We start from the raw sequence: 19,682 nt of genomic DNA on the forward strand, positions 1-19,682 counted from the left end.
AGGAAACACCGTGACCACCGTCTGGAATGCGCAGCGGCCCAGCCCCATGCCCTTCCACCGCTACCGCCCCTTCGAGGACCGCGTGAACGTACCGGTCAGCGACCGGAGTTGGCCCTCCGCCCGCATCGAGCACGCTCCCCTCTGGGTCCCCGTCGATCTGCGCGACGGCAACCAGGCCCTCGCCGAGCCGATGGACACCGCCCGCAAGAGCCGCTTCTTCGACCTGCTGGTGCGCACCGGCTTCAAGGAGATCGAGGTCGGCTATCCCTCCGCGAGCCGCGCCGACTTCGACTTCGTACGGCATCTGGTGACGGGCGGGGCCGTCCCCGACGACGTCACTCCCGTCGTCTTCACCCCGGCCCGCACCGACCTGATCGACCGGACCTTCGACTCGATCGCCGGACTGCCGCGTGCCGTCGTCCACCTGTACATCGCGACCTCACCGGTGTGGCGGGACGTCGTCCTGGGCCGGGACCGGAGGGAGGTGTGGCGGACCGTTCGGGAGGCGGCCGAGCACATGGCGCGGCGGGCCGAGGCCCTCAAGGGCACAGCCGTGCGCTTCCAGTTCTCCCCCGAGACCTTCAACCTCACCGAGCCGGACTTCGTGCTGGAGCTGTGCGACGGACTGACGGAACTGTGGGACGCGAGCCCTGACCGCCCGGTCACCCACAACCTGCCCGCGACCGTGGAGATCGCCACCCCGAACGTCTACGCCGACCAGATCGAGTACGTCCACCGCCACCTGGCCCGCCGCGACTGTGTGATCCTCTCCGTCCACCCGCACAACGACCGCGGCACCGGCGTCGCCTGCGCCGAACTCGCCGTGCTGGCCGGCGCCCAGCGGGTGGAGGGCTGTCTGTTCGGCAACGGCGAGCGCACCGGCAACGTCGACCTGGTGACCCTCGCGATGAACCTGTACGCCCAAGGGGTGGACCCCATGGTCGACTTCGGCGACATCGACGCCGTCCGCGAGACGGTCGAGCACTGCAACCGGCTGCCCGTGCACCCCCGCCACCCGTACGCCGGCGAGCTCGTCCACACCGCCTTCTCCGGCACCCACCAGGACGCCATCAGCAAGGGCCTCGCGCACCGGGTCGGGCACCCGGACGAGCCCTGGCAGGTCCCGTACCTGCCCATCGACCCGGCCGACATCGGGCGGACGTACGAGGCGGTGATCCGCGTCAACTCCCAGTCCGGCAAGGGCGGGACGGCGTATCTGCTGCGCACGCACCACGGCATCGACCTGCCCGCGCGCATGCGCGCCGACTTCTCCCGGGTCGTCCAGGCGGCCACCGACACGAGCGGGCGGGAGATGAGCCCCAAGGAGCTGTACGAGCTGTTCAGGGCCACCTATCTCATGGAGGGCGAGGTCCGGCTGCACGACGGGACGGCGTACGAGGAGGCGCCCGGCGTCCACCGCTTCGTCGGCACGCTGGAGTGCGACGAGCGCGTCGGCGACCACGAGGGCACGGGCACCAGTCCGCTCTCGGCCTTCGTGGACGCGCTCGCCGGTGCCGGGTACGGCGTCGAGGTCGTCGACTTCGCCGAGGACGGCACGGCGTCCTATGCCGAGTGCCGCGTCAACGGCCGTACGACGGCCTGGGGCGCCGGCGTGGGTCCGGCCGCCGCCGTCCAGGCCGTGCTGTCCGCGCTGAACCGGGCGATGCGATGACGGAGGTCCTGCGCGCCGAGGACGTGCACGTCGTCCGGGACGGGAGGCCGATCCTCCAGGAGGTCTCCCTGACCGTCCGGGCGGGTGAGCACTGGGCGCTCCTGGGCGCCAACGGCGCGGGCAAGTCCACCCTGCTCAGTCTGTGCGGTGCCCTGGTCCACCCCACCCGCGGCACGGTCGAGGTGCTGGGCCGCCGGCTCGGCCGGGTCGACCTGCGGGAGCTGCGCGCCCACGTCGGTCACGTCGACCCGCGTCATCCGCTCACCGCGCCCCTGCGGGTCCGGGACATCGTCCTGACCGGGCTGACCAACTCCGTCGCCCCGCTCCCTCGTTGGCGGCCGACGCAGGGGCAACGGGACAGGGCCGCCCGGCTCATCGGCACCCTCGGCCTCGCCGACCTCGGCGACGCCCGCTGGCCGACGCTCTCGCAGGGTCAGCGCGGCCGTACGCTCATCGCCCGCGCGCTGATGCCCGAGCCGCGGCTGCTCCTTCTCGACGAACCGGCGACCGGCCTCGACCTCCCGGGCCGCGAGCGGCTGATCGAGGCCCTGGGCGCCCTGCGCCGGGAGCATCCGGCACTGGCGACGGTCCTGGTCACCCACCATCTGGAGGAGCTCCCGGCCGGCACGACCCACGCGATGCTGCTGCGCGAGGGCCGGGTCCTCGCGCAGGGTCCGGCGTCGTACGTCCTGACCGGTGACCAGGTCGGCAAGTGCTTCGACCTGCCGTTGGTCCTGGAGCGCCACGACGGCCGCTGGACGGTACGGATCCGGCGCCGGGGCCAGGACGGGGCATGACGAAGGGGGCGCCCGTCGAGGCGCCCCCCTCACCGTCGGCTCTACTTGTTCAGGAAGGCCCAGAACTCGTCGAACGACAGGAGCTTGTCGCCGTTCAGGTCGCGGCTCTTGATGATCGCCTCGGCGACCGACTCGGTCACGTTCCAGTCGCCGCCCTGGGCCAGGGCGGACTTGAACTCGGCGGCGGTGATGGTGCCGTCTCCGTCCGCATCGATCCGCTCGAACTGCTTGCGTGCTTCCTCGATGTCGATGTGCGCCACCGGTCCGCCCCTTTTCTTGCCTTCGTCGTGTCCTGCCGGCTTACTGCCGCAGGTCAGATTAGCCGCCCACCCCGACGTCCGGTGCGGCGACCACCCGGGGAAAACCGCGGTGCCGTCCTCGATCATGTCTGCGAGTGTGGGCATTGCAGTGGGTGGCGACTCGAGGAGCGGTGTGATGGAGACCTTGCGGGACATACTCGACGCGGCGGCCCGCGGTGTCTTCCCGCCCGCGGACGGCGGCACGACGGTCGTACCGCAGGAGTGCCACCGGGACGCGGGCGTGCTGTCCTTCACGGCACACTCGGTCGTCTTCACCGACGAGGACCCCGAGTGGGTCCACGCCACCCTGCGCGGCCTGGACTGCGACGCGCTGGCCGCGACGCTGAACCCGCGGTTCCTGGCCGCCTTCCTGGACCGGACCGGGCGCAGGTCCGAGACCATCGACGCGATGCTGGTCGCCGACCCGCTGCCGGGTAAACCGCCGCTCGCGCTGACGGAGATCGAGGACGCGAACCATCCCCGGGTCGCCTACGCCCGCAGGCGGCGCGACGACATCCGTGCCTGGACGGCCAAGGGCGGGGTGCTGGTGACGGGGCGCGGGGTCGGCGGCCGTCTGGAGGTCTCGGTGGAGGTGGACGAGGACGTACGGCACCGGGGGCTGGGGCGTGCGCTGGTGATCGCGGCCAGGCAGCTGGTCACGGAACCGCTGTGGGCCCAGGTCTCACCGGGGAACGCCCGCAGCATGCGGGCGTTCCAGGCGGCCGGTTACCGTCCGGTGGGCGCGGAGGCGGTGCTGCTCGCCACGGCCCCGCGGGTGCTCGGCGGTTCAGCGGAAGATGCCGGTGTGACCGAGTGAGTACCGCCCCGGCTGCGGATACACGGCGAGCCCGTGCGGGCCGCTGCCGACCTTGACGCGGGCCAGCTGCGCGCCGGTGCGGGTGTCGATGGCGTAGACCTCGGAGTTGTAGCGGCCGGACAGCCACAGGACCTTGCCGTCGGCCGAGACGCCGCCCATGTCGGGGCTGCCGCCGTGGGGGAGCTGCCACTTCTTGGTGAGCCTGTTCTGGGTGAAGTCGAAGACGGAGACGGTCCCTTCGCCACGGTTGGAGACATACATCTCGCGCGAGTCGCGGCTGACGTAGAGACCGTGGGTGCCCTTGCCGGTGGGCAGCAGCGTCGGCCTGCCGAAGGTGTCGCCGTCCAGGACCCACATCCCGTCGGCCATCATGTCCGCGACGTAGAACCGCTTCCCGTCCGGCGAGACCTTGACGTCCTGCGGCATGGCCCCGTCGAAGGGGAGTTTCTGCTGCCCGATCACCTTCATCTTCTCGGTGTCGACCTTCAGGAGTTCACCGCTGAACTCGCAGGACACGATGAAGTACCTCCCGTCCAGGGAGAAGTCGGCATGGTTGACGCCGTAGCAGCTGACCGGCACGGTCTTGACCCGCTCCATGGTGTGCGGGTCGCGGAAGACGAGCTCGCGGTCGAGGGAGGCCATCACGACCGCGTACTTGCCGTTCGGTGTGAAGTAGAGGTTGTACGGGTCGTGCACGTCGACCGGCTTGCCCGCCTTCCCGGTCCTCGGGTCGATCGGCGTGAGGGTGTGCCCGCGGTTGTTGTTGACCCAGAGGGTCTTCAGGTCCCAGGAGGGCACGACGTGCTGGGGCTGCCGTCCCACGTGGATCGTCTCGATGATCTCGTACGTCTTCGGGTCGATGACGGAGACCGTGTCGGACTCGGTGTTGGGCACATAGACCCGCGACGGGAAGTCCTTGACCACCGGCGACAGCTTGTTCGGCCGGTCGGCCGCGTACACGTCCTTCGGATCGAGGACGGGCGGCATCCCGGGCAGCCCCTGAGCGGGCTTCTGCACCGGCTTCACGGGAGCGGGGACGGCCGCCTTGGTGCCCAGGCCCTCGTTCGGGCCGTCCTTGGACTCGGTGCCGCAGGCGGCGAGGGCGACGAACGCGGCGCCCGCGATCAGGGCGCTCTTCACGAGGTGGCGCTTCATGGGTGTGGGGCGCATCAGCTGAACAGCTCCGTGGTGGTCACCGCGGCCAGGCCGCGCCGGTCGAGTTCTTCCAGTACGACGGGGAGAGCGGCGATCGTGTCGGCGTACCCGAAGTGCAGGCTCACCACGGACCCTTCGCGGATCTCGGCGAGAACCTTGCGGGCGACGACGGGGGCGCCGGGCGAGGTGAAGTCGAGGGAGTCGACGTCGTAGGAGAGGACGTGGGAGTAGCCGGCCTCTCGGGCCAGCCGCGTGACGAGGGGTGTGGCGACGGGCGTACGGGAGGGCCGGAACCAGGTCCCGATCGACCCGGTGAGCCGCTTCAGCCGCTCCGCGCACCCGGTGATCTCTTCTCTGGCCTCGGTCTCGGACATCGCGTTGATGTCGAGGTGGCGCAGGGTGTGATTGCCGAGGTCGTGGCCGCCGTCGAGGATCCGGCGGGCGAGGTCGGGGTGCGCGTCGAGCCATGTGCCCACGGCGAGGACAGTGACCCGGGCGCCGTACTTCTCGGCTTCGGTGAGCAGGGTGCGGGCGGTCGCGGGATCACCGTCACCGTGAAAGGTGAGGGCGACACGGGGGCGGTCGCGGGGGCCGTGGGTGAGCTGGGCGGGGAGAGCGGGAGCTCCGCTGGGGGAACCATCTGGAGGGGCGACGGCACCACTGCTGCTCGCACATCCCGCGGCCAACGCAAGCCCGGCGGTGGCGAGCAGCACTGCCCGACGATCGGTAGCGGTCACCCGCCCCATTTAAGTGGTTATGTCAGAGAATCACGGTGATCGACCCACCGACTACCTGTCAGCCACGCGCATCTCGAACCAGGTTGTCTTCCCACGAGGCAGCAGGTCCACGCCCCACCGGTCCGAGAGCTTGTCCACGAGGAACAGCCCTCGCCCGCTGACATCCATCTCCTGCACCGGCATCAGACAGGGCAGCCCCCGGGACGGATCGCGCACCTCTATCCGGATCCACCCCCGACGACGCCGCATCCGGAGGCCGAACACCCGCGCGCCCGTATGCCGCACCGCGTTTCCCACCAGCTCGGACACGAGTAACACCGCGTCCTCGGTCATCTTCGGAGTGAGCCCCCAGTGCCGAAGAACGATCACCTGGGTCAGGCGCCGTGCGGTCGCCGCGGACTCCGGTCGGGACGGCAACGGAACCTCGGCCTCGGTAGGATTCCCGAACAGTTCGAGCGCCTTCAGTGCGTGCTCGTCCTCGACCGCCGGAGACCAGCGCGCCGCCGTCGTACGGCCGTCTCCCCGCGGCTGTTCGAAACCCTCCAGCCCCGCCATGCCCCCATCATGGCCGCCCAAAGCGCCCTCCGGGGCCGTTCCTGACGAATACGCCCCCCGGAATGCGTCGTTCCGACGGAGTCGATCGGCATATGCCAACGGCACTTCGGCGCCTTTGAAAGCCCTGCTGACCTGCGGCGGAGGCTCGCTGGGAGGCAATCGACGGACTCCCTCGACAAGGCAGACTTAAGGTTGCGTTAAGGCTCCCATAAACCGCCCCATCGAGGGACCCGGATCAGACATCGCGTCAATTGCAAGCGGTTCAGAGGAATTTCGCCTTGCCGGGGCCCTCCTCGACGAAGCTCTTCATGCCGCGTTCGCGGTCCTCCGTGGCGAACAGACCGGCGAACCAGTTCCGTTCCACCGCGAGGCCCGTCTCGATGTCGGTCTCCAGCCCCGTGTCGATCGACTCCTTCGCCGCGCGCAGGGCGATCGCCGGTCCCTGGGCGAGCCTGGCCGCCCAGGCGTGCGCCTCGGCGTACACCTCGTCGGCGGGCACGACCCGGTCCACGAGGCCCAGTGTCAGCGCCTCGTCGGCCTTGACCATACGGCCCGTGAAGATCAGGTCCTTGGCCTTGGACGGGCCGACCAGCCGGGCGAGCCGCTGGGTGCCGCCCGCGCCGGGGATCAGGCCGAGCAGGATCTCCGGCTGCCCCAGCTTGGCGTTCTCCGCGGCGATCCGGAAGTCCGCGCACAGCGCGAGCTCGCAACCGCCGCCCAGGGCGTAGCCGGTGACGGCCGCGACGACCGGCTTGGGAATGCGGGCCACGGCCGTGAACGCCTCCTGCAGGGCGCGGGCGCGCAGGACCATCGCGGTGTGGTCCATGTTCTGCATCTCCTTGATGTCCGCGCCGGCCGCGAACACCTTCTCCCCGCCGTACAGGATCACGGCGCGCACGTCCTCGCGCCGGGTCGCCTCCTCGGCGAGCTCCTTCAACCGGTCCTGGGTGGCCACGTCCAGCGCGTTCATGGGCGGGCGGTCGAGACGGATGGTGCCGACACCTTCGGCGACTTCGAGATTCACGGTCATGCCAGCAGGTTAAGGGGGGCCAACGCAGCGACCCCGGTGCCGTAGCTCACACCGGGGCCGCTGATCGTCGTACGGACTACGCCTTCCACTTCTCCCACGACATGTTCCAGCCGTTGAGGCCGTTCTCCGGTGCGACCGTCGCGTCGTCGGAGTTCTTGACCACGACCACGTCGCCGATCAGCGAGTGGTTGAAGAACCAGGCGGCCGGGACACCGCTGTCGTAACCGCCCTTGACGTCACGCAGGCCCACGCAGCCGTGGCTGGCGTTGTAGTTGCCGAAGGCGTCGCCGCCCCAGTAGTTGCCGTGGATGAAGGTGCCGGAGTCGGTCAGCCGGGCGGCGTGCGGGACGTCCTTGATGTCGTACTCGCCGCCGTAGCCGACGGTCTCGCCGTTCATCCGGGTCACCGCGAGCTTCTCGCTGATGACCATCTGGCCGTTCCAGGTGTCGTAGCCGGGCTTGCCGGTGGTGACCTTGATGGTCCTGATGGTCTTGCCGTCCTGGGTGACCTTCATCGTGTGCTTCTTGGCGTCCACTTCGGAGACCTGGTTGCGGCCGATGGTGAAGGAGACGGTCTTGTCCTGCTTGCCGTAGACGCCGTCGCGGCCCTCGACCCCGTTCAGGTTGAGGTCGACGGTGACCTTGGTGCCTTCCTTCCAGTACTGCTCGGGACGGAAGTCCAGGCGGTCGTTGCCGAACCAGTGGCCCTCGACGTCGACCGCGGGCGAGGTCTTGATCGTGATGGCCTTCTCGACGTCCGCGGGGCTGGTGATGCCCCGGGTGAAGCGGATGGAGAACGGCATTCCGACGCCGACGGTAGAACCGTCCTCGGGCGTGAACGTACCGGTGAAGGTGTTCTTCGGGGTCAGGGTGGTGAAGCTGGAGTCCTCGGCCGCCGTACGGCCCTTGGCGTCCTTCGCGACCGCGTGCACGGTGTAGGCGGTGCCGGAGGCGAGGTGGGTGGACGGCGTCCAGGAGGCGCCGTCGCCGGTTATCTTCCCTGCTATCGCGGTGCCCTTGGCGTCCTTGACCTGGACCTCGGTCAACTTGCCCTGGGTGGCACCGACCTTGAGGGCGCCGCTGGTGTCGACGGCCTTCGCCCCGTCCTTCGGGGTGATGGAGACGACCGCCTCGGACTGCTTGGTCTCGGTGGCGGCCGAGTCGCCCTTCTCGGCCTTGGCGTCACCGGATCCCGAATCTCCCCCGCCGCAGGCGGTGACGGCCAGCAGCAGAACGCCGAGTATCAGCGCCAGCAGCCCCTTGGTCCCGCGCCCCCGCGCGTCAACCGACGCCCCCGATATCGGTCGCACGTTCAAGTCTTTCTCCCCTCGAAGGGCCTGGTCAGGCCCGCTCCCCAGCGCGTTCCACGAACGCGTCGGCGAATATTAACCGCAGAGTTTTGAGCATCGTGTGAGCCCAAGGTCACCATTCCGTCCCAACTTCAACGGAAAGTTGGGCCGACCCACCCCCCTGTCGGGTTACTTCACCGCACTGCCCGCCTTCCACTCCTTCCAGCCCATATTCCATCCTCCGAGTCCATTGTCAGGAGCGACCTTTTTGTCATTGCTGTGGACGACCTCGACGACGTCCCCGACCAGGCTCCGGTCGAAGAACCAGCCCGCGGGCGTGTCCGAGCTGCCGCCCTTCACATCCCTGAGGCCCACACAGCCGTGGCTGACATTGACCCTGCCGGGGGCGGTGGGCGCCCAGTAGTTGCCGTGCAGGAAGGTGCCGGAGTCGGTCAGACGCAGGGCGTGCGGGACGTCCGGGATGTCGTACTCGCCGCCGAAGCCGACCGTGCGGCTGTTCATCCGGGTCACTTCGAGCATCTCGGTGATGACCATCTTGCCGTTGTACGTGGTCGTCTTCGGGGCGCCCGCGGTGATCGGCACGGTCGCGAGGAGTTCACCCTCCCGCCTGACCTCCATGGTGTGCCGGGCCGCGTCGACGAGGGAGACCTGGCTGCGGCCGACGGTGAAGGAGAAGGTCCGGTGCTGGAGGCCGTAGACGCCCGACGCCCCTTCCACGTCACGGAGTCGGAGCGCGACCGTCACACGGGTGCCGGGCGTCCAGTAGTGCTCGGGGCGGAAGTCGAGGCGGCCGTTGCCGAACCAGTGCGGGCGGATCTCGACGGGCGGCTTCGAGGTGACGTGTACGGCGCGTTCGACGGCGGAGCGGTCCTCGATCTCCCGGTTGAACTCCAGGGAGACGATCATCCCGGTGCCGACGGTGGAGCGGTTCTCGGGGCTGACGTACCCGATGAAACGTTCCTCGGGGACATAGGTGGTGAACGTCGTGTGCCGGGCCGAGCGGCGGCCGTGCCCGTCCAGGGCGACCGCGTCGACGGTGTACTTGGCGGCCAGCGCCAGCTGTGCCTCGTCGGGTTCCCAGCGCAGGCCGTCCTCGGAGATGCGCCCGGGCACCGGGAAGTCCTGCGCGTCCTGGGACTTGACGACGGTCACCGACTCGAGGCGTCCGCTGGGGACCCGGATCCGCAGCCTCTCCTCGGGCGGCACGCCCTTGGTGCCGTCGTCGGGCGCGACCCTGATCACGTCCTCGGGCGCGGGAGGCTTCCCGAATCCGCCGACCCCGCCGATCCCGCCACCCCCGTCCGTCGTACAGCCGGCGACTCCGGCCAGCAGTCCTGCCCATGTCATGACGGCGGCCAGAACGGCCCCCGCGCGCCGAGCGCGCCCTTGTCCATGCCTCACGAGGAACCCAACGACCGGCCCCGCCCCGGGGAAACGTGAGTACGAGCCCGTTCGTGCACCGGCCTCACGAACGCCGGGAACGCGGCCACGAGCCCCGCTCTTCACCCTCCCCACTCACAGTCCGCCCACCGGCCCTGCCGGGGAAACGTGAGTGCGAGGCAAGCGCTGGGCAGAACAGTGGGGAGAACGACGCGAGGGGGTGTCGCGGCCGGGACGCCGTGCGCCCTTTTCCGCGTTGCTCCATGAGCCGTGGGAGGCCGACCGGTGTCCAGCGCAGCCGAGCAGGAGGCGGTGACCGAAGCCGCCGAGGAGCGCCCCGCCGCGCTGGTGAACGGCGCGCAGCGCAAGGTGCCCGCCGTGCCGGTGTGGCCCGGTGCGCCGACGCCGCTGGGCGCCCGGTTCCGGGTCGGCCCGGACGGGGTGGCGGGGACCAACTTCGCGCTGTGGGCGGGCGGGGCCGAGGCGGTCGAGCTGTGTCTGTTCGACGCGGACGGCAAGGAGACCCGGGCCCGGCTCACCGAGCTCACCCACGAGATCTGGCACGGCTTCGTGCCCGGTGTCATGCCCGGCCAGCGCTACGGCTTCCGGGTGCACGGCCGCTGGGACCCGTGGACCGGTGCCCGATGGAACCCCTCGAAGCTGCTCCTCGACCCGTACGCCCGCGCGGTGGACGGCGACTTCAGCCTGCCGCCCGAGGTGTACGGCCATGTCCGCGACTGGCCCCAGCAGCAGGTCGCGGACACCGTACGGGACGACCGGGACTCGGCGCCGTACGTCCCGAAGGGCGTGGTCGTCCACGATGACGACGACTGGGCCGAGGACCGCCGCCCGAAGACCCCGTGGGCCGACTCGGTGATCTACGAGGTGCATGTGCGGGGGTTCACCGCGCTGCACCCCGGCATCCCCGAGGAGATGCGCGGGACGTACGCCGGGCTGGCGCACCCGGCCGCGATCGAGCACCTCGTGAAACTCGGCGTCACGGCCGTCGAGCTGCTCCCCGTCCACCAGTTCGCGCACGAGGACCACCTGCTGCGGCGCGGCCTCAAGAACTACTGGGGCTACAACTCCATCGGCTACTTCGCGCCCCACGCGGCCTACGCCGCCTCCGGTACGACGGGCCAGCAGGTCGGCGAGTTCAAGCGCATGGTGCGCGCGCTGCACGAGGCCGGGATCGAGGTCATCCTCGACGTGGTCTACAACCACACGGCGGAGGCGGGCGAGCTGGGCCCCACGCTGTCCCTGAAGGGCATCGACAACCGGGGGTACTACCGGTTGCAGTCCGACGCCCGGCGCTACGCGGACTACACGGGCTGCGGCAACACCCTGCACGTGGTCCAGCCGCATGTCCTGCGGCTGATCACCGACTCCCTGCGCTACTGGGTGACGGAGATGGGCGTGGACGGCTTCCGCTTCGACCTGGCCGCCGCGCTGGCCCGTTCCATGCACGACGTCGACATGCTGTCCCCGTTCCTCGCGGTCATCGCCCAGGACCCGGTGCTGCGGCGCGTGAAGCTGATCGCCGAGCCCTGGGACGTGGGCTCCGGGGGCTATCAGGTGGGCGCCTTCCCGCCCCTGTGGACGGAGTGGAACGACCGCTATCGCAACGCCGTACGGGACTTCTGGCGGGGCGCCCTGCCGGACGTACGGGATCTCGGGTACCGCCTCTCCGGTTCCAGCGACCTGTACGCCTGGGGCGGGCGCCGGCCGTACGCCTCGGTCAACTTCATCACCGCGCACGACGGTTTCACCCTGCGGGACCTGGTGTCGTACGAGCGGAAGCACAACGAGGCGAACGGCGAGGGCAACCGGGACGGCACGGACGACAACCGGGCCTGGAACTGCGGGACGGAGGGGGAGACGGACGACGAGCGCGTACGGGCGCTCAGGCGGCGGCAGTTGCGGAACCTGCTCACCACGCTGCTGCTGTCGACGGGTGTGCCGATGCTGGTCGCCGGCGACGAGCTGGGTCGCACCCAGCGCGGCAACAACAACGCGTACTGCCAGGACAACGAGATCAGCTGGGTGGACTGGGGTCTGCTGGAGGACCCCGGCTGGAAGGCCCTGTTCGACCTCACCGCCCGGCTGATCGAACTACGCCATCGGCACCCGGTGCTCAGGCGCCGGGCGTTCTTCTCGGGGCGGGCCCACTCCGCGGACGGGCTGCGCGACCTGGCCTGGTTCACGGCTCGCGGCGCGGAGATGACGGAGCGGGACTGGTACGCCCCCGCCGGGACGCTCGGCATGTATCTGTCGGGGCGGGACATCCCCGGCCGGGACGAACGCGGTGCGCCGATCGTGGACGACAGCTTCCTCGCCGTCCTGCACGCCGGGGACCGGCCGGCGAGCTTCCTGCTGCCGGGGCCGCCGTGGGCGGAGCGCTACGAGGTGGTCGTCGACACGTCGAGGGAGGAGCAGGAGGAGGCGCCGGGCGTGGTGCACCGGGCGGGGGCGTCGATCACGGTTCCGGCGCGGGCGGTGCTGCTGCTGCGGGTGGCCGGCTGAGACGACGTTGCCGCGCCGGTTAGCCGAGGATGCCCCGCTCGTACGCCGTCGCGACCGCCGCCGCGCGGTCCTTCACGCCCAACTTGGCGTACAGGTGGGTGAGATGGGTCTTCACGGTCGCCTCGCTGATGAACAGCTCGCGGGCGATCTCGCGGTTGGACGTGCCTTTGGCGACCAGGGCCAGCACCTCGCGCTCACGGGCGGAGAGGGGTTCGTTGCCGGGGGCCCTGGGGGCGCGGACCGCGGAGACCAGGCGGGAGGCGACGGCCGGGGACAGGACCGTACGGCCCGCCGCCGCGGCCCGCACGGCCGTGAACAGTTCGTCGCGCGGGGCGTCCTTGAGGAGGTAGCCGGTCGCACCCGCCTCGATGGCGGGCAGGGTGTCGGAGTCCGTGTCGTACGTCGTCAGGACGAGGACCTTCGCGCGGGCCCGGGCGCGGGTCAGCTCGCGGATGGCGTCCACCCCGCCCCCGCCCGGCATCCGCAGGTCCATCAGGATCACGTCGGGATCGAGAGCGGTCGCCCGCTCGACGGCCTCGACGCCGTCGGACGCCTCGCCGAGGACGGTGAAGCCGGGTGCGGACTCGAACATGCCGCGCAGACCGTCCCGTACGACGGGATGGTCGTCGACGATCAGCACCGAGATGTCACTGGTCATGGCGGACCAACGGTACGCGAGCCGACAGCGCGGTGCCGTGGCCCGGTTCGGACTCGACGGTGAGGGAGCCCGCGATGCGTTCGGCGCGGGCCCGCATGCCGTCGAGTCCGAAGCCGCCGGTGCGGGAGCGGGGCGGTACGGCGAGGGGGTCGAAGCCGACTCCGTCGTCGCGGATGTCGAGGATGACGTCGTCGCCCAGGAAGGTCAGGGTGACGCCGAGGCGTCCGGCCCGGGCGTGCCGGGAGGCGTTGGAGAGGGCTTCCTGGGCGATGCGCAGCAGGGTGGCCGAGAGCTCGTCGTGAAGGTGCTCGGTGGTTCCGGCGACGGTGAACTCGGCGCGGATTCCGGTCCGTTCGCCCCAGTCGGCGACCGTGTTCTTCAGGGCCTGGGGCAGCCCGTCGTGCTCCAGCGCGACGGGGGCGAGGTTGTGCACCGAGCGGCGGGCCTCGCCGAGGCTGTGCCGGGCGAGGTCCATGGCGCGGTGGACGTGCTCGCGGGCCTGGCCCTCGTCGGGCGTGTTCGCGACCACCTGGAGCTGGGCGATGATGCCGGTCAGGCCCTGGGCGAGGGTGTCGTGGATCTCGGCGGCGAGCCGCCGTCGCTCGTCCGCGACACCCGCTTCCCGTGCCTGGACGAGGAGTTGGGCGTGAAGGGCGGCGTTCTCGTCGAGCGCCTGTTGCAGGGCCTCGATGGTCGAGGTGCGCTCGCGGGAGCGCTGCTCCTCCTGCTCGGTGATGTGGGCGACCACCGACTGCAGACCGAAGTTGGCGGCCAGGAGCGCGGCGAACCCGAGCCACTGGGCCGTACTGTCCGGCATCAGCCCGCCGGCCTGCGCGCCCGCCACGGTGACCGCGCTCGCGAACAGTCCGAGCCGCCGCCACAGGCCCGGGATCAGCTCGTCGGCGTCCATGTAGCCGGTGGCGGCGTAGAACGCGAAGAACGGGTTGATCCAGGTCAGCACGAAGGCGATGGCCCAGCGCACGGCGTAGTACGCGGTGCCGGCCCGGGAGGGGCTGCGGCCGCGCCTGACGCGGCGGTACCGGGTGCCGTGCCACCACGCCTGGAGAACGATCGCGGCGACGACCAGGGCCCCCATGAGATACCAGTCGACGGGGCCGTCCACGATGCCCGCGGAGACGACCGCGAGGACGATGCTGGTGCCGAGCAGCCCGTACGGCCCCCAGACGTGCAGCCGCTCCCAGTACCGGTCGATCCTGGCGTCCGACGCGTTCATCTCCCCAGTCTGCACGGCCCGTCCCTCACTCCCAGCGGAACCAGCACGACGCGGCGGCCGTGAGCAGCACCGTCCAGGCGACGAGCACGCCCAGGTGGGTCCAGCCCGGCCAGCCGCCGGCCGCGGCCCGGTTCAGAGCCTCGGCGGCCGCGCCGAACGGGGTGTACCCGACGATCCGGGCGAGGACGTCCGGCATGGTCTGCACCGGCGCCCACACGCCCGCGCAGAACATCGCCGGGAAGAACACGGCGGACCCGATGGCACCGGCGATCTTCGTCGTCCGGGACAGCGCGGAGACCACCGCGCCCAGCGCGAGGGCGGCCAGCACGGCCAGCACCAGGGCCAGCAGGTATCCGACCAGTTGCTCGGGCAGTCGTACGGCGAAGGCGAACCGCCCGACGAGGAGGGCCAGCAGCGCGGACGCCAGGGCGGCGCCGCCGTAGACGGTCATCTGCGCGGTGAGCAGGGCGGTCGGGCGGACCGGGGTGGTGGACATGCGGCGCAGGATGCCGCGCTCGCGGTAGCCGGTGAGGGTCTGCGGCATGGACTGCAGACCGCCGACGATCAGACCGAGGAGCACGGCCACCGGGACGTAGACGTCGATGGTCCTGAGGCCGCCGAGGTCGGCCTCGTGGTTCCGGAAGGACGGGATCGAGCCGAGGATCACCAGGAGCAGGGTCGGGAACAGCAGGATCCAGAAGAGGGCGCCGGGTTCGCGGCGGAAGAGTCGGACCTCGGTCCGCAGTACGGCGGTGTTCATGCCGTGGCCTCCTGGGTCAGGTCGAGGAAGGCGTCGTCGAGGGTGGCGTCGACGACCCGGAGCTGGTGGGCGGTGACGTGCCGGCGGGCGAGCAGGGTGATCACGGCGTTCACGGTCTCGTCGGTGCCGGACAGGGTGAGGCGGCCGTCCCGGTCCTCGATCGAGGCGAGGGCGGGCAGCGTGTTCAGTTCGTGTGCGTCGAGCGGGGCGGACGGGGTGAAGCTGATGACGGTGGCGCCCGCCGAGCGGTGGATGAGGCCCGCCGGGGTGTCCAGGGCGGCGATCCGGCCCTTGTCGATCACGGCGATCCGGTCGCAGAGCCGCTGCGCCTCCTCCATGAAGTGCGTGACGAGCAGGACGGTGACGCCGTTCGCGCGGATGTCCTCGATGAGCTCCCAGGTGTCGCGGCGGGCACGCGGATCGAGGCCGGTGGTCAGCTCGTCCAGGACGACGACCCGGGGGTTGCCGACGAGCGCGAGCGCGATGAACAGGCGCTGCTTCTGGCCACCGGAGAGCTTGCCGAACCGGGTGGTGAGCTTCTGGGTGAGCCCCAGGCGCTCGGCGAGCGGGCGCCAGTCGAGGGGCTCGTCATGGAACGCGGTGTACAGCTCCAGGGCCTCGCGGACGGTGAGCTTGGCCTGGAGTTCGCTCTCCTGGAGCTGGGCGCCGAGGACGCGGGCCACGCGCGCGTGGTCGGCGACGGGGTCGAGACCGGTGACCCGCACGCGGCCCGCGTCGGGAATCCGCAGACCCTCGACGCACTCGACGGTGGTGGTCTTCCCGGCGCCGTTCGGGCCAAGAATTCCAAAAATCTCGCCCTCCTCGACGGCGAAGGAGACACCGTCGACGACGGCCCGGCCGCCGTAGGACTTGCGCAGTTCGCTGACTTCGATGACGGACATGGCATCAGCGTCCCGGGACGGACCCCGCCGCCACATCGCCCGTCGCGCTCGAACCGGCATCAACCGATCGGCGGATGCGGCCGTACGACCCCTCGAACATGCAGGTCGTAGGACCAACGGCCGATTCCGGTCCGGCCAAAACTAGGTGGGCGTTGTCAGTGCCGGTCCGTAGGCTCGCAGCTGATGTCCACGACACGTGCAACCACCAAGGACCGATCGGCGGCAACCACCCTGCTGCGCCTGTGGCCGTATGTCCGGCCGGCCCGCGCGCGGCTGTTCACCGCCGCGTTCGTGGCGATCCTCGCCTCCTGTACGGGGCTGGTGATCCCCCTCGTCCTGAAGTGGATGGTGGACGGCCCGGTCGCCGACGGGGACACCGCGGGCGTATGGCTCGGCGCGCTGTACCTGCTGCTGCTCGGGTTCGCGGAGGCACTGCTGTTCGGGCTGCGGCGATGGCTGGTGGCGAGACCGCTCTCCCATGTCGAGGCGGAGATGCGGGCGGGCCTGTACCGGCACCTCCAGCGCCTCCCGGTGGCCTTCCACGACCGCTGGGCGTCCGGCCAGCTGCTGTCCCGGGCCACCACGGACCTCATGCTCCTGCGCATGTTCCTCGCCTTCCCGCTGACGTTCCTGCTGGTCAACAGCGTGACGATCACCGTCGGCGTGATCATCATGCTGATCCAGGACTGGACGCTCGGGCTGGTGATCCTGGGTCCGGCCATCCCCGTGGTGATCACGTGCATGGTCTTCGAGAAGCGGTACCACCGTGTGGCGCGGCTCGCCCAGGACCAGGTCGGCGACCTCACGACGGTCGTCGAGGAGAGCGTGCTCGGCATCCGGATCATCAAGGGCTTCGGACGCCACCGTTCCCAGGCGCGGGCGTTCCGTGAACTGTCCGGGAAGCTGCGGGGAACCGAGCTGCGCAAGGCGGGGTTGCTGGCCACGATCTGGGGGGTCATCACCACCCTCCCCGAGGTGGCCATCGGGGCCGCACTGGTCCTGGGCTGCGTGCAGGTGGCCGACGGGGAGTTGTCGGCGGGCACGTTGGTCGCCTTCCTGTCGACAGCGCTTGCGCTCAGGTGGCCGGTGGAATCCATCGGCTTCTTGCTGGCGATGACCCAGGAAGCGGCAACGGCGACTGAGCGCTATTTCGAAGTGATCAATGAAGTGCCGGAAGAGGAGGCCTACTCAAGGGGCGCGGGGAACGGCGCGCCCAGCCCCCACGAACCCGCAGCCGACGAGCAAGGCCTCCGGTTCCGCAACGTCCGGTTCCGCTACCCCGACGCCCCCGAGGACTCCCCACCCATCCTCGACCTCATCGACCTCCACATCCGCCCCGGCGAATCCATGGCCCTGGTCGGCACGACGGGCAGCGGCAAGACGACTCTCACCGCCCTCGTCCCCCGCCTCCACGAGGTGACATCCGGCCACATCACCCTGGACGGCGAGGACATCACCGCCATGTCCAGAGAAGAGCTGCGCTCAAGAGTGGCTGTCGCCTTCGAGGAACCCACCCTCTTCTCGGCCAGCGTCAAGGACAACGTCCTGCTGGGCATGGACGAAGAGGAACTGGACCGCGCCCTGTCCGTCGCGCAGGCGGACTTCGCACACGCCCTCCCCCACGGCACCGACACCCAGGTCGGCGAACAGGGCCTCAGCCTCTCCGGCGGCCAGCGCCAACGCCTCGCCCTCGCACGGGCCGTGGTCGGCAAGCCCAGGTTCCTCGTCCTCGACGACCCCCTGTCCGCGCTGGACGTGCACACCGAGGCGGCCGTGGAGGCCGCGCTGCGCGACGTCCTCGCGGACACCACCGCGCTCATCGTGGCGCACCGCCCCTCGACCGTGCTGCTCGCCGACCGCGTCGCGCTGCTGTCCGACGGCCGCATCACCGCCGTGGGCACCCACCACGAACTGCTGCGCACCAACGCCGAGTACGCCCACCTCATGTCCGGCACCGGGGAAGCGAAGGACGACGACCGATGACGGCCCCCACCACCAACGCCCCCACCGCGGACGACGAACCGGAGCTCCCCCGTCACGAGGACGCGGTGGACGCCTTCGACCGCGACCGCCTGCCCACTCCCCCGCGCGCCACCTCCCTCCTGCTGCGCTCCCTGCTCGCCCCGATGAAAGCGCGGGTCACCCTCACCACGTTCCTGCTGCTGCTCCAGCAGGCGGCCGTGCAGGCGGGCCCGCTGCTGGTCGCGTACGCCATCGACCGCGCGGTTCCGGCGTTCCGGGACCACGACAACGGCCCGCTGATCGCGGTCGGCGCCGGCTATCTGCTGTCCGCGCTGGCCTCAGGCGGACTCCAGTACGCGTTCATCCTGGTCTCCGCCCGCGTCAACCAGGACGTGCTGCTCGACCTGCGCGGCCGGATCTTCCGGCACGCGCAGGCGCTGAGCATCGACTTCCACGAGCGCTACACCTCGGGCCGTCTCATCTCCCGTTCGACGACGGACGTGGAGTCGCTGCGCGAACTGCTCAATGAGGGCCTGCAGGAACTCGTCACCGTCATCCTGTCCTTCCTCTACATCTCCGCCCTGCTGCTCTGGCTGGATCTCGCCCTCGGCGCGGTCGCGGTGGCGTCCTTCGTGCCGCTGTACCTGCTCGTGCGGGGCTACCGGCGGCGCGCGGGCCGGGTGTACCGGAAGCGGTCGACCGCGATCGCCGCCGTGATCGTCAAGTTCGTGGAGACGATGAACGGCATCCGGCCGGTCCGCGCGTTCCGCCGCGAGGCCGCCAACGACGCCGACTTCGCCGTACTGAACAAGCGGCACGAGCGGGTCAACGGCGACGCGCTGCTGGAGATGGCCCGCTATGTCGTCAGTTCCCGGCTGGTCGCCAACACGGCCGTCGCGGGGATCGTGCTGTGGGGCGCCTACCGGGTGGCGCAGGACTCGCTGGAGCTGGGTGTACTGGCGGCGGCGGTGCTGTATCTGCGGCGGCTGTACGACCCGATCGACCGGCTCGGAATGTTCCTGAACTCCTACCAGTCGGCGGCGGCCTCCCTGGAGAAGATCGCGGGCCTGCTCGCCCAGACCCCGACCGTGCCCGAGCCGGTGACACCCAGGCAGCTCCCGGCCCTCGAGTCGCAGCACCCGGGTCGCGAGGTCGTCTTCGACGGCGTCCGCTTCGCCTACCGCACCGGCGGCGAGGTGCTCCCCCGCTTCGATCTGACCCTGCCCGCCGGGCAGACGGTCGCGGTGGTCGGCTCGACCGGCGCCGGAAAGTCGACGCTCGCCAAGCTCCTCGCCCGTTTCTACGACCCCTCGGACGGCCGCGTCCTTCTGGACGGCGTCGACCTCCGCGAGCTCGCCGTGCCCGAACTGCGGCGGGGTGTGGTCATGGTGACGCAGGAGGCGTTCCTGTTCTCCGGCACGGTCGCCGAGAACATCGCGATCGGCCGGCCGGACGCCACCCGCGAGGACATCGAGCAGGCGGCGAAGGCGATCGGCGCGCACGACTTCATCAGCGCCCTGCCCGACGGCTACGACACGGACGTACGCAAGCGCGGCGGCCGTATCTCGGCGGGCCAGCGCCAACTCGTGGCGTTCGCACGGGCGTTGCTCGCCGATCCGGCGGTGCTGATCCTGGACGAGGCGACCAGTTCGCTCGACATCCCGGGCGAGCGGGCCGTGCAGCGCGCGATGACGACGGTCCTGAAGGGCCGTACGGCCGTGGTGATCGCGCACCGGCTGTCCACCGTGGAGATCGCCGACCGGGTGCTGGTCATGGAGCACGGCAGGATCGTCGAGGACGGCACACCGGCCGACCTCGTCGCGGGCACGGGCCGGTTCGCGGATCTGCACCGGGCCTGGCGGGACAGCCTGGCGTGAATCGACAGGGGGACA

17 protein-coding genes are annotated in these 19,682 nt (G+C 70.6%); 6 read left to right on the forward strand and 11 right to left on the reverse strand.

Translation table 11 applies throughout. The features are described from left to right. The first annotated feature begins 46 nt into the window (after positions 1–46). On the forward strand, positions 47–1,672 hold the full coding sequence (locus tag RNB18_RS14485; RefSeq protein ID WP_311714765.1) for a 2-isopropylmalate synthase: 1,626 nt from the start codon (positions 47–49) through the stop codon (positions 1,670–1,672). Continuing rightward, positions 1,669–2,469 (forward strand): ABC transporter ATP-binding protein, encoded by an 801-nt coding sequence (locus tag RNB18_RS14490; RefSeq protein WP_311714502.1) that lies wholly within the window; start codon positions 1,669–1,671, stop codon positions 2,467–2,469. Before RNB18_RS14485 ends, RNB18_RS14490 begins: the two co-directional genes overlap by 4 nt. A 41-nt stretch (positions 2,470–2,510) precedes the next feature. Here the strand turns inward: RNB18_RS14490 and RNB18_RS14495 are convergent, their stop codons facing one another. Beyond that, positions 2,511–2,729, reverse strand: a complete 219-nt coding sequence (locus tag RNB18_RS14495; protein ID WP_020121116.1) for an EF-hand domain-containing protein — start codon at positions 2,727–2,729, stop codon at positions 2,511–2,513. A gap of 175 nt (positions 2,730–2,904) precedes the next feature. On the opposite strand from RNB18_RS14495, the gene RNB18_RS14500 reads away from it, so the two are divergent. Further along, entirely contained in the window at positions 2,905–3,585 is a 681-nt protein-coding gene (locus RNB18_RS14500; protein ID WP_311714503.1) for a GNAT family N-acetyltransferase, read from the forward strand. Here RNB18_RS14500 and RNB18_RS14505 read toward each other — a convergent pair. The 6 genes from RNB18_RS14505 to RNB18_RS14530 form a co-directional block, all read right to left on the reverse strand. Continuing rightward, a complete protein-coding gene (locus RNB18_RS14505; RefSeq protein ID WP_394817615.1) occupies positions 3,556–4,755 on the reverse strand; it encodes a YncE family protein in 1,200 nt (399 codons plus the stop codon). The genes RNB18_RS14500 and RNB18_RS14505 overlap by 30 nt on opposite strands. Next, on the reverse strand, positions 4,755–5,486 hold the full coding sequence (locus tag RNB18_RS14510; protein ID WP_311714504.1) for a polysaccharide deacetylase family protein: 732 nt from the start codon (positions 5,484–5,486) through the stop codon (positions 4,755–4,757). The genes RNB18_RS14505 and RNB18_RS14510 overlap by 1 nt, the downstream gene beginning before the upstream one ends. 42 nt (positions 5,487–5,528) lie before the next feature. Further along, on the reverse strand, positions 5,529–6,032 hold the full coding sequence (locus RNB18_RS14515) for an ATP-binding protein (protein WP_057616270.1): 504 nt from the start codon (positions 6,030–6,032) through the stop codon (positions 5,529–5,531). A gap of 262 nt (positions 6,033–6,294) precedes the next feature. Continuing rightward, positions 6,295–7,062 carry an enoyl-CoA hydratase/isomerase family protein gene (locus RNB18_RS14520; protein WP_311714505.1) on the reverse strand — a complete coding sequence of 256 codons (768 nt, stop codon included), beginning with the start codon at positions 7,060–7,062 and terminating at the stop codon, positions 6,295–6,297. A gap of 76 nt (positions 7,063–7,138) precedes the next feature. Beyond that, a complete protein-coding gene (locus RNB18_RS14525; RefSeq protein WP_311714506.1) occupies positions 7,139–8,377 on the reverse strand; it encodes a L,D-transpeptidase in 1,239 nt (412 codons plus the stop codon). A gap of 162 nt (positions 8,378–8,539) precedes the next feature. After that, complete coding sequence (locus RNB18_RS14530) at positions 8,540–9,772, reverse strand: L,D-transpeptidase (RefSeq protein WP_311714507.1); 1,233 nt, start codon at positions 9,770–9,772, stop codon at positions 8,540–8,542. Between the two features lie 264 nt (positions 9,773–10,036). Between RNB18_RS14530 and glgX the strand changes: the two genes are divergently transcribed. Then, positions 10,037–12,274 carry a glycogen debranching protein GlgX gene (gene glgX, locus RNB18_RS14535; RefSeq protein WP_311714508.1) on the forward strand — a complete coding sequence of 746 codons (2,238 nt, stop codon included), beginning with the start codon at positions 10,037–10,039 and terminating at the stop codon, positions 12,272–12,274. A gap of 19 nt (positions 12,275–12,293) precedes the next feature. Here the strand turns inward: glgX and RNB18_RS14540 are convergent, their stop codons facing one another. Genes RNB18_RS14540 through RNB18_RS14555 form a run of 4 tightly spaced genes read right to left on the reverse strand, consistent with a single transcriptional unit; the run spans position 12,294 to position 15,828 of the window. After that, a complete protein-coding gene (locus RNB18_RS14540) occupies positions 12,294–12,932 on the reverse strand; it encodes a response regulator (RefSeq protein ID WP_057616264.1) in 639 nt (212 codons plus the stop codon). Continuing rightward, positions 12,922–14,166 carry a sensor histidine kinase gene (locus RNB18_RS14545; protein ID WP_311714509.1) on the reverse strand — a complete coding sequence of 415 codons (1,245 nt, stop codon included), beginning with the start codon at positions 14,164–14,166 and terminating at the stop codon, positions 12,922–12,924. Before RNB18_RS14545 ends, RNB18_RS14540 begins: the two co-directional genes overlap by 11 nt. 25 nt (positions 14,167–14,191) lie before the next feature. Beyond that, on the reverse strand, positions 14,192–14,926 hold the full coding sequence (locus RNB18_RS14550; RefSeq protein WP_311714510.1) for an ABC transporter permease: 735 nt from the start codon (positions 14,924–14,926) through the stop codon (positions 14,192–14,194). Then, positions 14,923–15,828, reverse strand: a complete 906-nt coding sequence (locus RNB18_RS14555) for an ABC transporter ATP-binding protein (RefSeq protein ID WP_311714511.1) — start codon at positions 15,826–15,828, stop codon at positions 14,923–14,925. Before RNB18_RS14555 ends, RNB18_RS14550 begins: the two co-directional genes overlap by 4 nt. 183 nt (positions 15,829–16,011) lie before the next feature. Between RNB18_RS14555 and RNB18_RS14560 the strand changes: the two genes are divergently transcribed. Beyond that, on the forward strand, positions 16,012–17,811 hold the full coding sequence (locus tag RNB18_RS14560) for an ABC transporter ATP-binding protein (RefSeq protein WP_311714512.1): 1,800 nt from the start codon (positions 16,012–16,014) through the stop codon (positions 17,809–17,811). After that, on the forward strand, positions 17,808–19,667 hold the full coding sequence (locus RNB18_RS14565; RefSeq protein WP_311714513.1) for an ABC transporter ATP-binding protein: 1,860 nt from the start codon (positions 17,808–17,810) through the stop codon (positions 19,665–19,667). Before RNB18_RS14560 ends, RNB18_RS14565 begins: the two co-directional genes overlap by 4 nt. The last annotated feature ends 15 nt before the right edge of the window (positions 19,668–19,682 follow it).

The sequence above is a fragment of the Streptomyces doebereineriae genome (assembly GCF_031845645.1).
Classification (GTDB): Bacteria; Actinomycetota; Actinomycetes; order Streptomycetales; family Streptomycetaceae; genus Streptomyces; species Streptomyces canus.

Bases quoted from the DNA above. Each gene is read 5' to 3' on its own strand.
- RNB18_RS14485 (WP_311714765.1), top strand. From the start codon at position 47: ATGCCCTTCCACCGCTACCGCCCCTTCGAGGACCGCGTGAACGTACCG.
- RNB18_RS14490 (WP_311714502.1), top strand. From the start codon at position 1,669: ATGACGGAGGTCCTGCGCGCCGAGGACGTGCACGTCGTCCGGGACGGG.
- RNB18_RS14500 (WP_311714503.1), top strand. From the start codon at position 2,905: ATGGAGACCTTGCGGGACATACTCGACGCGGCGGCCCGCGGTGTCTTC.
- RNB18_RS14505 (WP_394817615.1), bottom strand. From the start codon at position 4,755: ATGCGCCCCACACCCATGAAGCGCCACCTCGTGAAGAGCGCCCTGATC.
- RNB18_RS14510 (WP_311714504.1), bottom strand. From the start codon at position 5,486: ATGGGGCGGGTGACCGCTACCGATCGTCGGGCAGTGCTGCTCGCCACC.
- RNB18_RS14515 (WP_057616270.1), bottom strand. From the start codon at position 6,032: ATGGCGGGGCTGGAGGGTTTCGAACAGCCGCGGGGAGACGGCCGTACG.
- RNB18_RS14520 (WP_311714505.1), bottom strand. From the start codon at position 7,062: ATGACCGTGAATCTCGAAGTCGCCGAAGGTGTCGGCACCATCCGTCTC.
- RNB18_RS14540 (WP_057616264.1), bottom strand. From the start codon at position 12,932: ATGACCAGTGACATCTCGGTGCTGATCGTCGACGACCATCCCGTCGTA.
- RNB18_RS14545 (WP_311714509.1), bottom strand. From the start codon at position 14,166: ATGAACGCGTCGGACGCCAGGATCGACCGGTACTGGGAGCGGCTGCAC.
- RNB18_RS14550 (WP_311714510.1), bottom strand. From the start codon at position 14,926: ATGAACACCGCCGTACTGCGGACCGAGGTCCGACTCTTCCGCCGCGAA.
- RNB18_RS14555 (WP_311714511.1), bottom strand. From the start codon at position 15,828: ATGTCCGTCATCGAAGTCAGCGAACTGCGCAAGTCCTACGGCGGCCGG.
- RNB18_RS14560 (WP_311714512.1), top strand. From the start codon at position 16,012: ATGTCCACGACACGTGCAACCACCAAGGACCGATCGGCGGCAACCACC.
- RNB18_RS14565 (WP_311714513.1), top strand. From the start codon at position 17,808: ATGACGGCCCCCACCACCAACGCCCCCACCGCGGACGACGAACCGGAG.